Genomic DNA, 12,820 nt, shown 5'->3' with positions numbered 1-12,820 from the left:
GTCACTCCGCCGCGTCGGCGCCGCTCTGGCCCGTCGAGACCGGGGTGCCGCTGAGCGCCGCCGTCGTCACCCGTCGCCGCGCCCGCCCCTGGCCCGGCGCCTTCGGCTCGGGCAGGGCGTTCAGCACGGAGTCGAGCAGCAGGTCGCGCTCGGTGCGCGGCTCCTGCGCGGAGCGCGCGGCCTTGTCCTTGCGCTTCTTGCGCTTCTTGCGCTCGGGCGCCGGCTGGTCTGGCTCGGCGGGCGTCTCGGCCGGAGCCGGCGCCGCTTCGCTCTCGGGCTGGTGGAGAGTGGATGCCGCGATCTGCGCGAGCGCCGACTTCGCGCCCTCGGTGATGACGTGCGTGCCCCCGGCGGGAGTCGTGGTCGGCACAGCGGGGCGCTGGCGGCGATTGCCGTTGCCGTTGCCGGATGCCGTGCGGTGCTTCACGACCGGATCGTGGTGCACGATGATGCCCCGGCCGGCACACACCTCGCATGGCTCGCTGAACGTCTCGACGAGGCCGAGGCCGATCTTCTTGCGGGTCATCTGCACGAGGCCGAGCGAGGTGACCTCGGCGACCTGGTGCTTCGTGCGGTCACGGCTGAGGCACTCCACGAGGCGCCGCAGCACGAGGTCGCGGTTCGACTCGAGCACCATGTCGATGAAGTCGACCACGATGATGCCGCCGATATCGCGCAGCCGCAGTTGACGGACGATCTCCTCGGCCGCCTCGAGGTTGTTCTTCGTGACGGTCTCTTCGAGGTTGCCGCCGGTGCCGACGAACTTGCCCGTGTTGACGTCGATCACCGTCATCGCCTCGGTGCGGTCGATCACGAGCGATCCGCCCGACGGCAGCCAGACCTTGCGGTCGAGGGCCTTCTCGATCTGCTCCGTGATGCGGAACTCGTCGAACGGATCCCGGTCGCCCTCGTAGCGCTCGACGCGCTCGAGCAGATCGGGCGCGACCGCCTGGAGGTACCCCTCGATCGTCCGCTGCGCGTCTTCGCCCTGGATGAGCATGCGCGAGAAGTCCTCGTTGAAGACGTCCCGGACAATCTTCACGAGCAGGTCGGGCTCCGAGTGCAGGAGCATGGGCGGCTGGCTCGTCTCCACGAGCTTGTTGATGTGCTCCCACTGCGTGGTGAGCCGCTGCACGTCGCGGGTCAGCTGCTCCTCGGTCGCGCCCTCCGCGGCGGTGCGCACGATGACGCCCGACGACTCGGGCAGCACCTCCTTGAGGATGCGCTTGAGACGCGCGCGCTCGGTGTCGGGCAGCTTGCGCGAGATGCCGTTCATGGCGCCGCCGGGGACGTACACGAGGTAGCGGCCCGGCAGGGAGATCTGGCTCGTCAGGCGCGCGCCCTTGTGGCCGACCGGGTCCTTGGTCACCTGCACGAGGACGCGGTCGCCGGACTTCAGGGCGAGCTCGATGCGGCGGGGCTGGTTGCCGGTCTCGACGCCGTCCCAGTCGACCTCGCCGGAGTACAGCACGGCATTGCGCCCACGGCCGATGTCGACGAACGCGGCCTCCATGCTCGGCAGCACGTTCTGCACACGGCCGAGGTAGACGTTGCCGATGAGGGATGCGTCCTGGCTGCGTGCGACGTAGTGCTCGGCGAGGACCTTGTCTTCGAGCACGCCGATCTGGATGCGCCCGTTCTTGGAACGGACGATCATCTCGCGATCGACGGACTCCCGACGGGCGAGGAACTCGGCCTCGGTGACGACCGGCCGCCGGCGACCCGCCTCGCGGCCGTCGCGGCGGCGCTGCTTCTTGGCCTCGAGCCGTGTCGACCCCTTGATGCGCTGCGGCTCGGTGATGACCTCCGCCACACGCTCGCGAGGCTGCGACTCATCACCCTCTCCCCCGCCGCGGCGGCGGTTGCGCCGGCGCGGCGAGCCGCCCTCCTGCGCAGGGGCCGCTTCCGGCTCGGCCGGGAGCGGCGGCAGCAGCGCGATCTCGGGCGCATAGAAGTGCAGGTCCGTGCTGACCGACGACACGAACACCTCGGGCAGCAGGCCCAGGCTGACCGCGGTCGGCGCGGCGGGCTCCTCCTGCGCACCGGAGTCGTCGAGCCCCTCCGACGCTGACTGGTCAGCGACCTCGGACTCGGCGGCGTCGGGCTTCCCCTCGGGCGCCTGGGCGCTCTCGGGCTCCCCCTCGGGCGCCTGGGCGCTCTCGGACTCCCCCTCCGACACGCCGGCGGCGCCGGGTTCGCCCTCCGCGCCATCCATGGCCCCAGCGTCGCCGGACTCCGCCATTGTGGACTCTTCACCTGTCGCAGATCGACCATCCTGATCGCCGGACAGGTCGATTTGCGACAGGTGAGCGGTCCCGGCGGCCTCGGCTTCGGCCTGGGACCGCACCGTCTCCTCGATCTCGACGGCGGCCTCGTCGGCCGCATGCGGCTCCGGGTTCACGGGCGACGCCGCAGCGGGCGTCGCATCCGATTCCGTCTCATTGGCAAGGGACTCGTTGCTCTCATCGACCGTCACCGGTGTACTCCTCGCGGGTGACACCGCGCGTCACCCGGCACTTCTCGTGCGGTGCCGCCCGCTCCATGTCGGTGCGGGACGGGACCGCGAACTCTCTCGGTCTGCAGCCGGCTCACGGCGCGTGCTGCGAGGGCGGTCATCGCCCGAAGTCTTCGGTGGAGCGGCTCACGGCGCGGCCGTGACGCATCCGTGACCATTATCGCACCCTCCGCACGGAATGCGCGAAAGCGGGCCGGTCCCCGTGCCGTGCCGGGTCGCATGGCGGCGGCGCCATAGCGGGTGATGCCATAATCCGAGCCATGTCGCAGACTCAGACGCACACGCGCCCGACGGGCCTCGCCATCTGGCTGATCGTCGCCGGGGTGATCGGCTGGTGGGCGGCATTCCAGCTCATCGTGGAGAAGTTCTCCCTGCTCGAGAACCCGGGGTCGAAGGCCAGCTGCGACTTCAGCGTGCTGGTGCAGTGCGGCAAGAACCTCGACGCGGCGCAGGGCAGCGTCTTCGGCTTCCCCAATCCGATCCTCGGCGTCACGGGATGGATGGCGCCGATCGTGGTGGGGGTTGCGATCCTCGCGGGAGCGCGGTTCGCGCGGTGGTTCTGGGCGCTGTTCTGGGCCGGCATCACGTTCGCGTTCTGCCTCGTGTGCTGGTTCATCTTCACGAGCATCTTCGTGCTGCACACGCTGTGCCCCTGGTGCATGGTCACCTGGGCGGTCACGATCCCCACGTTCTACGTCGTGACCCTTCACCTGTTCCGCTCGGGTCTCGGCATCCCCTCGGCCGGTGCGCGGCGCCGCGCGGGCGCCCTCATGTCGTGGGTGCCGCTCATGACGATCGTCAGCTACGGCGTGGTCGTGCTGCTCGCACAGGTCGAGCTGAACGCCGTGCCGAACGTGTGGCACACGATCCAGATCCAGCTCGGCTGGGCCTGACCTCGACCGCAGAACGGCCCGGTATCCCTGCGGAGACCGGGCCGTTGTGCCATGGACAGCTGAGGATCAGCGGAACCAGATCGCGAGCTCGCGCGCAGCGGATTCGGGGCTGTCGGAGCCGTGCACGAGGTTCTGCTGCACCGCCAGGCCCCAGTCACGGCCGAGGTCGCCGCGAATCGTCCCGGGCGCCGCGGTCGTCGGGTCTGTCGTGCCGGCGAGCGAGCGGAAGCCCTCGATGACGCGCTCCCCCGCGAGGCGGATGGCGACCGACGGGCCCGACATCATGAATTCGACGAGCGGCTCGTAGAACGGCTTGCCCGCGTGCTCCGCGTAGTGGCGCTCGAGGCGCTCGCGGTCGGGCTCGACGAGGCGCAGATCGACGAGCGAATACCCCTTGGCCTCGATCCGGGCGAGGATCGTGCCGGTCAGGCCGCGCGCGACGCCGTCGGGCTTGACGAGGACGAGGGTCTCTTCGGTGGCCATGTCATTCTCCATTCGCAGGTTCTGCTTCGCGCGCCAGCCGGGCATTGCGCCGGTCCAAAGACGCCCCCTTGATGGTCGCATACGCCCACATGCCGCCGAAAACCACGGCGACGACGAGGATCCCCGGCACCAGGAACCCCGCCAGCGCGACGATCACCTGCAGGGCCCAGCCCAGGACGATCGCCCAGCGGTGCCGCAGCAGCCCGGCCGTGGCGATCATCACGACCGCCATCGCGGCTCCGCCGACGATCCCCCACCAGTCCGGGATCGACGCCGGAAGCGCCTTGAGACCGAACACCGCGAGGCCGGCCAGGAACACGATGACCGACTCGAACACCAGCACGATCTGGCCGAGCGACTCGGCGGCGCCGCGCCGGCGCCGCTCGCGGGGAGACGTGTGACTCATCAGCTCGACGCCTCCTTCCATCCCTCGGCGGCGGCGATGGTGATCGCCTGACCCGCGAGCACGATCGAGCCGGCGATCACGACCGCGCGGCGATCGGACTCCGACGCCCACTCGCGCGCCGCGTCCGCGGCGTCGGGGAGGTCGGGGTGGACGGTGACCGGGATGCCGGCGGCCTCGACCAGGTCGGCCACGGCATCCGCATCCAGCGCCCGCTCCGACTCCGGCGCCGTCGCGAACACGTGGGTCGCGACCTGCGCGAGCTCTGCCACGATTCCGGCGGCATCCTTGTCGGCGAACACGCCGAACACCACCCCCCACTCGTCGAAGTCGAACGACTCGCGCAGCGCCGCCACGAGCGCATGCGCGCCGTGCGGGTTGTGCGCCGCGTCGACGAGCACCGTCGGTGCCGTGCCGACCAGCTGGAGGCGTCCCGGGGAGGTCGCCTCCGCGAGTCCCTCGGCGACGATGCCGCCGGGAATCGGATGCGTCGCCTCGCCGATGAGCGACTCGACGGCCGCGATCGCGAGCGCCGCGTTGAACCCCTGGTGGGCGCCGTACAGGGGCAGGTACTCCTCCGCGTACGTCCCGCCGAGGCCGCGCACCGTGATCTGTTGCCCGCCGACGGCGAGCCGCTGCTCGACGAGCGCGAACTGCTCCCCCTCGAACGCGATCGTCGCTCCATGCGCTTCGGCCGCAGCGCGCAGCACACGCTCGGCCTCCGGCCGCTGACGCGCCGAGACCACCGCGGCGCCGTCCTTGATGATGCCCGCCTTGACGGTCGCGATCTCCTCGATCGTGTCGCCGAGGCGGTCGGCGTGGTCCATGTCGATCGGTGCGAACACCGCGACGTCGCCGTCGGCGGTGTTCGTCGAGTCCCACGAGCCGCCCATGCCCACCTCGAGCACGAGGACGTCGACGGGCGCGTCGGCGGCGACAACGAACGCCAGCACTGTGAGGATCTCGAAGAACGTGAGCGCCGCGTCGCCGTGCGCCTGCAGCTCGGCGTCGACGATGTCGATGAACGGGGCGATCTCGTCCCAGGCGTCGGCGACGGCGCCGTCGTCGGCCGGCTCCCCGTCGATCATGATCCGCTCGGTGAAGCGTTCGAGGTGCGGGCTCGTGAACAGTCCCGTGCGCAGCCCGTGGGCGCGCACGAGACTCTCGATCATCCGGGCGGTCGAGGTCTTGCCGTTCGTGCCCGTGATGTGCACGACCCGATACGTGCGCTGCGGGTCATCGAGCAGCTCGAGCACTCGCCGCGTGCGCTCGACGCGCGGCTGCACCCACCGCTCCCCCTGCCGCTTCAGCAGCTCGGCGTAGACGGCGTCGGCGCGCTCCCGGTCATCGCTCATGCGGATGCCTCGACCTTCGTGACGGCGACCCAGAACGGGCCGGTGTTGGCGAACGCGCGGGCGGCGAACGACGCGACATGCTGCGGTGTGCGCTCGAAGGCGAAGCCGGCGAGCGTCTCACCCGACCAGCTGTCGGGCTGCTCGGCGAGGTCCTCGGCCAGCTGCACGTCCCGGCCGATCACCTTCAGGTCGTGCGCGACCGCCAGCGTCTCGTCGGCGACTCCCGCGACATCGAACGCCGCCGCCACGGCATCCCCGTCCGCCGCATCGGCGAACAGGAGCTGCAGACGGATGCGGTCGCTGACCTCGAAGCCGGCGGCCTTGCGCGTGTCCTGCACGGCGCGGATGACGTCGCGGGCCAGGCCCTCCGCCTCGAGCTCGGGCGTCGTGGCGGTCTCCAGCAGCACGAACCCTCCGCCGGGCAGGAGCGCGAGCGCCTCTCCCTCGGGGCGTCCGGCGGTCTCGAGCACGAGCTCGTACTCGGCCGGCTCCAGGGCGATCCCGCCGGCGGTGACGACGCCGGAGTCCTCCGACCAGTCGCCCTCCTTCGCGGCACGGATCACGTGCTGCACCTGCTTGCCCAGGCGGGGGCCGGCGGCACGCGCGTTCACCGACAGACGGTGGGTGATCCCGTATTCGGACGCCGTCGACTCGCCGAGGGGCAGCAGCTCCACGGCCTTGACGTTGAGCTCGTCGCGGAGGATGTCGTCGTACGGGGCGAGCGCGTCCGCCTCCGGGATCACGACCGAGAGCTTCGCGAGCGGCAGGCGCACGCGCTTGCCCTCCTTCTTGCGCAGGGCGTTGGCCACCGACGACACCTCACGGACGGCGTCCATCGCCGTGCGGATCTGTGTCGCGTCGGGGAAGGATGCCGCATGCGGCCAGTCAGCGAGGTGCACGCTGCGCTCCCCGGTGAGGCCCTGCCACACCCGCTCCGACACGAGCGGGATGAGCGGCGCGGCCACCCGGCAGAGCGTTTCGAGCACCGTGTAGAGCGTGTCGAACGCCTCGGTCGAGCGCGGGTCGGCAGCATCCACCCCCACCCAGAATCGATCGCGCGATCGGCGGATGTACCAGTTCGTGAGCGCCTCGCCGAAGTCGCGCAGCCGCTCGGTCGCGGTCGTCGAGTCGAGACCCTCGAGGTCGCCGGCGACCTCCGCGACGAGCGTGCCGGTCAGCGACAGGATGTACCGGTCGAGCGGATCCGTCGAGTCGGTGCGCCACCGCGCGGTGTAGCCGTCCGACGCATTCGCGTATGTCGCGAAGAAGTACCAGGCGTTCCACAGCGGAAGCAGGAACTCGCGGACTCCGGCGCGGATTCCCTCCTCGGTCACGATGAGGTTGCCGCCGCGCAGCACCGAGCTCGACATGAGGAACCAGCGCATCGCGTCGGATCCGTCGCGGTCGAACACCTCGCTCACGTCGGGATAGTTGCGCAGCGACTTCGACATCTTCTGCCCGTCGCTGCCGAGCACGATGCCGTGGCAGCTCACGCCCGTGAACGCCGGGCGGTCGAACAGCGCCGTCGACAGCACGTGCATGAGGTAGAACCAGCCCCGGGTCTGGCCGATGTACTCGACGATGAAGTCCGCCGGAGAGTGCGTGTCGAACCATTCCTGGTTCTCGAACGGGTAGTGCACCTGCGCGTACGGCATCGAACCCGAGTCGAACCAGACGTCGAAGACGTCCTCGATGCGGCGCATCGTCGACCGGCCCGTCGGGTCGTCGGGGTTGGGCCGGGTGAGCTCGTCGATGTACGGACGATGCAGATCGACCTCCCCCTCCGGGTTGCGCGGCAGTGTGCCGAAGTCGCGCTCGAGCTCCTCCAGCGACCCGTACACGTCCATGCGAGGGTGCGCGGGGTCGTCGCTGCGCCACACCGGGATCGGCGAGCCCCAGTAGCGGTTGCGGCTGACCGACCAGTCGCGCGCACCCTCGAGCCACTTGCCGAACTGGCCGTGCTTGACGTTCTCGGGAACCCACGTGATCTGCTCGTTGTTCGCGAGCATCCGGTCCTTGAACGCGGTCACCCGCACGAACCAGCTCGACACCGCGCGGTAGATGAGGGGGTTGCGGCAGCGCCAGCAGTGCGGGTACGAGTGCTCGTAGCTCTGCTCGCGCAGCAGCCGGCCGTTCGCCTGCAGGAGGCGGATGAGCGGGCGGTTCGCATCCATCCAGAGTTCGCCGGCGACATCCGTGACCTGGGGAAGGAAGCGTCCGCCGTCGTCGAGGCTGATGATCACCGGGATGCCGGCGGCCTCGGTCACCCGCTGGTCGTCTTCGCCGTATGCCGGCGCCTGGTGGACGATGCCCGTGCCGTCGCCGGTGGTGACGTAGTCGTCGACGAGGATCTGCCACGCGTTCTGCATGCCGTACGTCTCGACGTCGCTGTAGTAGTCGAACAGCGGCTCGTATGTGATGCCGGCCAGCTCGGCGCCGCGGAGCGTCTTCTCGACAGCCGCGTGCAGGTCGTCGGGCGAGGAGTAGCCGAGGTCCTTCGCGTAACCGCCGGCGAGCGCTGCGGCCAGCAGGTGGCGGTCGCGGGCGTCGCGGGCGCCCTCGGGGCCGGCCGGCACGACGACGTAGTCGATGTCGGGGCCGACGGCGAGCGCCGCGTTGGTCGGGAGCGTCCACGGCGTCGTCGTCCAGGCCAGTGCCCGCACGCCGGAAAGACCGAGCGACGCGGCCTTCTCTCCGGTGAGCGGGAAGGACACGGTGACCGAGGGGTCCTGGCGCATCTTGTAGACGTCGTCGTCCATGCGCAGCTCGTGGTTCGAGAGGGGCGTCTCGTCGCGCCAGCAGTACGGCAGCACACGGTAGCCCTCATACGCGAGGCCCTTGTCGTACAGGGTCTTGAAGGCCCACAGCACCGACTCCATGAACGACGTGTCGAGAGTCTTGTAGCCGCGCTCGAAGTCGACCCACCGCGCCTGGCGGGTGACGTAGTCCTGCCATTCGCGGGTGTACTCCAGCACGGAGGCGCGCGCCTTCTCGTTGAAGGTGGCGATGCCCATCCGCTCGATCTCGTCCTTCTCGGTGATGCCGAGCTGCTTCATTGCCTCGAGCTCGGCGGGAAGACCGTGGGTGTCCCAGCCGAAGACGCGATCGACCTTCTTGCCGCGCATCGTCTGGAAGCGCGGGAACACGTCCTTCGCGTAGCCGGTGAGCAGGTGACCGTAGTGCGGCAGGCCGTTCGCGAACGGGGGGCCGTCGTAGAAGACCCACTCGTCGGCGTCGGCGCGCTGGGCGATGGATGCGCGGAACGTGTCGTCGCGCTCCCAGAACGCGAGCGTCTCGCGCTCGATGTCGGGGAAGCGCGGGCTGGGCACGAGGCCGGCGTCCGCGGCGGGACCGAAGGCTGATTCGCGGGGGTAGGTCATGGGCGTCTCGCAGGTGTCGGATCTTCTGCGCCGGGACGACCCTGGCTCGGAGCCGGACCGCGGTACCACCCTGCGTGAGCCCACGCCCGCGGCGTGCGCTCCCCTCTCACTGCGGCTGTGACGGGCCTGCCCCGCTCGGTTCTACTGGGCATCCGCCTGTGGGAGGTGCCGTTCTTCCGAGGGCTCCCCGGTGATGTCCGGATCGATGCCTGTCCACCCATTCTACGCGAGCACGGCGCACCGCACCCATCCGCGCCGGGACCGGGTACGAAAGGCGGAGATCTCGCCGAAGACGGAGCGGATTCCGCCGAATCCTCCGTCTTTCGCGAGATCCCCGCATCCCGTAAGGTCTCGCGACCCCGCCGCATCTCATGCAGCGCGGTGGAGGCCCTGGGCGATGGCGCGGAGAATGCGCTCCTGTACGTCCGGCCAGTGGTTCACCACCTGGTCGTAGGTCACGCGGATCACGTGATATCCGCGCAGCATGAGCTCAAAGTCGTGCGCGACGTCGGCCGCCCGCTGCGCGTCGACGTGATGTCCACCGTCGATCTGCAGCACAAGCCGCGCGCCGATGAGGAGGTCCACCCGGTGCCCGAACAACCAGGTCTGCGACCGGATCGGCAGTTTGAGCCACCGCAGGCGTGGAACGACGAACGACTCGAGTCCGGAGTCGCGGAACGGACTGGCCTGGGCGGCAAGCTCGCGCGCGCGGCCCCGGAAGGGGAGGCGGACGAGCTGCTCGTGGTCGATGAGTCGCCTGTTCAGGGCGCTGTCCCAGACGGCGAGCGCCGATTCGTACGGCTGGCACGCGGCGACCGCCTGGAGCAGGTTCACAACACCGTCGATGAGCACACCGGGCGGCCGAGCGATGAGCGGAATGTGACGATGCACGACGGCGCCGGCTGCCCTGATCTTGCTGGCATGCGGGTCGCAGGCGACGTGCACGACCGACGGATCAAGCACCCAGAGGCCGAGGCGACGCGCGAGCGTGATGCATGACAGGACGACCCCGGCCCGCGCGGCGAAGACCAGCTGTGCATCTGCGTCGGGCACCGCGACCCAGACCCGCCGCTCCCGTCGCAGAAGCCCCGCTGCGACGGCATCGGCGATGTCGTGCGATGAGAAGCCCTGCCGGACGAGCAGGTTGGTCCGTGCGATCCCGCCGGCCCGTCGCACCGCGTGGGCGACGCTTCCGCTTCGTTTGGTCATGGACCGAGAGTGCCGGAGCGCACACGTGGCTCGGGGCCCCGCCGGTCGATCTGTGGATCGCGTGCGTCCCAGGCCGCGCGTGAGGCATTCGTGGAGGCGCCCCCGTGCCGGGTCGCGGCGCCTGCCGGCGACGGGCGGCGCCAGGTCCGGAGATCTCGCGAAAGGCGGACCGCAACGGCGGAATCGCTCCGCCTTCGGCAAGATCTCCGCCTCTCGTTCGTGCGGGACTCCTCGCGCGCGAGGCAAAGATGGACCGCGTCCACCTATGCGCGAAGAGTGGCAGGATGGATGCCCGTGACCACAGCACCGGCCGCGACTGCGGCAGCCCCCGCCCGTGTCGCCTGGGCCTCCATGATCGGCACGTCCCTCGAGTCGTTCGACTTCTACGTCTTCGCCTACTTCTCCGCGTACTTCATCGGACCGCTGTTCTTCGATCCACTCGGCCATTTCGGCGGGACCCTCGCCTCGTTCGCGACGATCGCCGTGGCGTTCGTCGTCCGCCCCATCGGAGCCGCGATCTTCGGGCACATGGGCGACCGGCTGGGGCGGCGCGCGACTCTGCTGTGGACGGTCGGCATCATGGGCGTCGCGACGGGCCTGATCGGCCTTCTGCCGACGTACGCGCAGGCCGGATGGCTCGGCGCCGTGCTGCTCGTGCTGCTGCGCGTCGTGCAGGGGCTCTCGCTCGGCGGCGAGTGGGGCGGCTCGATCCTGCTCGCGACCGAGCATTCCGGACGGATGCGTCGCGCGTTCTACGCCGCGATCCCCCAGCTCGGCTCCCCCGTCGGGTCCACCCTCTCGGCGGCGGTCTTCCTCGTCATGGCCGCGTCGATGCCGGCGGAGGCCCTCGCGGCGTGGGGCTGGCGCATCCCGTTCCTGCTCGCGATCCCGCTGCTGGCAGTCTCGCTCTACCTGCGCTGGTCGATCGACGAGACGCCCGTGTTCCGCGAGGTTGTCGCCGAGGGCCGACGCGACCGGATGCCGCTGCTGACGATGTTCGCGCAGCGCCCGGTGGCCCTCGTCGTCGCGATCGGGGCGGCCCTCCTCGGCATCGGCTCGTACTCCCTGATGAACACGTACACGATGAACTACGGAGCCGAGCACCTGGGCTTCGCGTTCTCCGACCTGCTGCTGGCGACGACGATCGGCGCTCTCGTGCAGTTCGTCACGATCCCGTTGTTCGGCGCCTGGGCGAATCGCGTCGGGTCGGCGCGCGTCGTGCTCTGGGGCGCCCTCGGCACGCTCCTCATCACGTTCCCGATGTACTGGATGCTGCAGTACGCCACGTTCCCGATCCTCGTCGGCACGATGATCGTCGGCGGCATCCTGCCCACGATGTCGTGGGCAGCTCTCGGCGGACTCATGAACGACCTGTTCCCCGACCACTTCCGGTATTCCGCGCTGTCGGTCGCCTATGCGATCGCCGCCACCGTGAGCGGATTCGTGCCGCTGGTCACCGTCGCCCTCGGCGAGGCGACGGGATACGCGTGGTGGCATCCCGGCGTGATCCTCGCCGCGATGTCGGCGATCACTCTCGTCGCCGCCGGCGCGGCATGGCGGAAATCGCGTCTGATCGGGCATGATGGAGTGCAGCCGCGTTCCCCAGACGCGGAGTCCCGCACCGCCCCCATCGGATAGGACCCCCACATGCCGACGATCGACGTGGCTCCTCGGCGCCCTTCTCCCCGTCGTACGGCCGCGCTCGTCGCGATCGTCGTCGCCGTCACCCTCGCACTGTTCGGGGCGGCGACCCCCGCGTTCGCCTCGGACAGCGGCACGCTCGCGTCGCTCGTGAACCGGGACCGCGCCGCACACGGCCTCACGGCGCTGTCGCGCAGCGGGTCGCTCGACGCCGTCGCCGCCAGCTGGGCGCGCCATATGGCGTCGGCAGGACGGATGTCGCACAATCCGAACCTCGCCGGACAGGTGCCGTCGGGATGGCGCGCGCTCGGCGAGAACGTCGCGATGGGGCAGCGCTCGCCGCAGCAGGTGGAGACGGCGTGGATGAACTCGGCCGGACACCGCGCCAACATCCTCGGCGATTACACGCATGTCGGCGTCGCGTTCATCGTCGCCAGCGGGACGACGTGGAGCGTGGAGGTGTTCGCGAAGTATCCGGTTACGGCGAAGGCGAAGGCACCGGCGCCGAAGAAGGCGCCCGCCAAGCCGACGCCGAAGAAGGTCGCGCCCGCGAAGCCGAAGGCGGCCACTCCCGCGCAGGCGAAGCCGGCCAAGCCGAAGCCCGCGCCGGCGCAGGTTCAGTCGCACGCGGTGAAGGCGGCACCCGCCCCGGCCGCGCCCCGCGCTTCGGCGACCCCCGCGCGCAGCACCGCGACCCCGTCGGCGAGATCCACGCCGGCCGCGAAGGTCGCGGCCGCACCCGACGCATCCGTCACGGCGACGCCCGCCGCCGTGGCCCTGGAGCAGACCTCCGCCGCCACTCCTGTCGCGCTGCCGTTGGGCGTCGCGACCGCGGTGCTCGCCGCGGCTGCCGTCGCCGTCGGGGTGCTTCGACGCCGCCGCACCTGACGCGCCCGCCACGACCGAGCGGCGGCGCGGAACTCCCGTCGCGCCGCTAGACT

General features: G+C 70.4%; 9 protein-coding genes. 3 read left to right on the top strand and 6 right to left on the bottom strand.

Translation table 11 applies throughout. The annotated features are described in order from the left end of the window. Position 1: 1 nt before the first annotated feature. On the bottom strand, positions 2-2,476 hold the full coding sequence (locus tag AC3RX1_RS08090; RefSeq protein WP_491500717.1) for an Rne/Rng family ribonuclease: 2,475 nt from the start codon (positions 2,474-2,476) through the stop codon (positions 2-4). Positions 2,477-2,775: 299 nt separating this feature from the next. On the opposite strand from AC3RX1_RS08090, the gene AC3RX1_RS08085 reads away from it, so the two are divergent. Beyond that, positions 2,776-3,408 (top strand): vitamin K epoxide reductase family protein, encoded by a 633-nt coding sequence (locus tag AC3RX1_RS08085; protein WP_491500716.1) that lies wholly within the window; start codon positions 2,776-2,778, stop codon positions 3,406-3,408. Between the two features lie 66 nt (positions 3,409-3,474). On the opposite strand, the gene ndk is transcribed toward AC3RX1_RS08085, so the two are convergent. The 5 genes from ndk to AC3RX1_RS08060 form a co-directional block, all read right to left on the bottom strand. Continuing rightward, positions 3,475-3,891 carry a nucleoside-diphosphate kinase gene (gene ndk, locus AC3RX1_RS08080; RefSeq protein ID WP_491500715.1) on the bottom strand — a complete coding sequence of 139 codons (417 nt, stop codon included), beginning with the start codon at positions 3,889-3,891 and terminating at the stop codon, positions 3,475-3,477. A 1-nt stretch (position 3,892) separates the two neighbouring features. After that, positions 3,893-4,297, bottom strand: coding sequence for a DUF4233 domain-containing protein (locus tag AC3RX1_RS08075; protein ID WP_491500714.1), 405 nt, complete (start codon positions 4,295-4,297; stop codon positions 3,893-3,895). After that, positions 4,297-5,649: a bifunctional folylpolyglutamate synthase/dihydrofolate synthase gene (locus AC3RX1_RS08070; RefSeq protein WP_491500713.1), complete on the bottom strand. Its 1,353-nt coding sequence runs from the start codon at positions 5,647-5,649 to the stop codon at positions 4,297-4,299. The genes AC3RX1_RS08075 and AC3RX1_RS08070 overlap by 1 nt, the downstream gene beginning before the upstream one ends. Beyond that, a complete protein-coding gene (gene ileS / locus AC3RX1_RS08065) occupies positions 5,646-9,029 on the bottom strand; it encodes an isoleucine--tRNA ligase (RefSeq protein ID WP_491500712.1) in 3,384 nt (1,127 codons plus the stop codon). The genes AC3RX1_RS08070 and ileS overlap by 4 nt, the downstream gene beginning before the upstream one ends. Before the next feature lie 369 nt (positions 9,030-9,398). Next, entirely contained in the window at positions 9,399-10,238 is an 840-nt protein-coding gene (locus tag AC3RX1_RS08060; RefSeq protein ID WP_491500711.1) for an endonuclease domain-containing protein, read from the bottom strand. A gap of 288 nt (positions 10,239-10,526) precedes the next feature. Here AC3RX1_RS08060 and AC3RX1_RS08055 point away from each other — a divergent pair, with 288 nt between their 5' ends. Together AC3RX1_RS08055 and AC3RX1_RS08050 are read left to right on the top strand one after the other, a co-directional pair. Next, positions 10,527-11,876, top strand: coding sequence for an MFS transporter (locus AC3RX1_RS08055; RefSeq protein ID WP_491500710.1), 1,350 nt, complete (start codon positions 10,527-10,529; stop codon positions 11,874-11,876). A 9-nt stretch (positions 11,877-11,885) separates the two neighbouring features. Continuing rightward, entirely contained in the window at positions 11,886-12,767 is an 882-nt protein-coding gene (locus AC3RX1_RS08050) for a CAP domain-containing protein (protein WP_491500709.1), read from the top strand. Positions 12,768-12,820: the final 53 nt, after the last annotated feature.

This window comes from Microbacterium altimontanum, assembly GCF_058349865.2.
The sequence above is the reverse complement of the archived record's forward strand: the minus strand, read 5'-3'. Positions and strand labels throughout refer to the sequence as shown.

Excerpts from the sequence above, each read along its gene's own strand:
- AC3RX1_RS08085 (WP_491500716.1), top strand. The coding sequence starts at position 2,776 with ATGTCGCAGACTCAGACGCACACGCGCCCGACGGGCCTCGCCATCTGG.
- ndk (WP_491500715.1), bottom strand. The coding sequence starts at position 3,891 with ATGGCCACCGAAGAGACCCTCGTCCTCGTCAAGCCCGACGGCGTCGCG.
- AC3RX1_RS08075 (WP_491500714.1), bottom strand. The coding sequence starts at position 4,297 with ATGAGTCACACGTCTCCCCGCGAGCGGCGCCGGCGCGGCGCCGCCGAG.
- AC3RX1_RS08070 (WP_491500713.1), bottom strand. The coding sequence starts at position 5,649 with ATGAGCGATGACCGGGAGCGCGCCGACGCCGTCTACGCCGAGCTGCTG.
- ileS (WP_491500712.1), bottom strand. The coding sequence starts at position 9,029 with ATGACCTACCCCCGCGAATCAGCCTTCGGTCCCGCCGCGGACGCCGGC.
- AC3RX1_RS08060 (WP_491500711.1), bottom strand. The coding sequence starts at position 10,238 with ATGACCAAACGAAGCGGAAGCGTCGCCCACGCGGTGCGACGGGCCGGC.
- AC3RX1_RS08055 (WP_491500710.1), top strand. The coding sequence starts at position 10,527 with ATGCCCGTGACCACAGCACCGGCCGCGACTGCGGCAGCCCCCGCCCGT.
- AC3RX1_RS08050 (WP_491500709.1), top strand. The coding sequence starts at position 11,886 with ATGCCGACGATCGACGTGGCTCCTCGGCGCCCTTCTCCCCGTCGTACG.